This window comes from Streptomyces sp. CO7, from assembly GCF_053474865.1.
On the sequence record NZ_JBRIOU010000137.1, the window covers coordinates 1 to 411 of the forward strand.

Genomic DNA, 411 nt, shown 5'->3' on the forward strand with positions numbered 1-411 from the left:
AGGCCTTGTCGGCCAGGACCACGTCCGGAGTGGTCCGGGGTCGCCCGATCGGCCGCGGCACCCGTAATTGGGCCATGACCTCGGGAAACGCGGGTGCGTCACCGGCCTGGCCAGGGGTGAGGACGAACGCCAGGGGCCGGCATCGGCCGTCCGCGGCGAGGTGGATCTTGGTGGTCAGGCCGCCGCGGGACCGTCCGAGGGCATGGTCGTCCGGCTCGCCGGCCGGGGCCCCTTTTGACGGGCCCCGGCGGCGTGCTGATGAGCGCGCACGACTGTGGAGTCGACCGAGACGATCCAGTCGAGATCGCCTTCGGCGTCGGCCTGGGCGAGCAAGGCGGTGAAGACCTTCTCCCAGGTGCCGTCGGCGGCCCACTTCCGCAACCGGTTGTGGGCGCCCTTCCACGAGCCGAA

1 pseudogene is annotated in these 411 nt (G+C 72.0%); it reads right to left on the bottom strand.

From position 1 onward, the window contains the following. Window positions 1-411: pseudogene (locus ACOV8S_RS31465) on the bottom strand (IS5 family transposase); the annotation flags it as partial.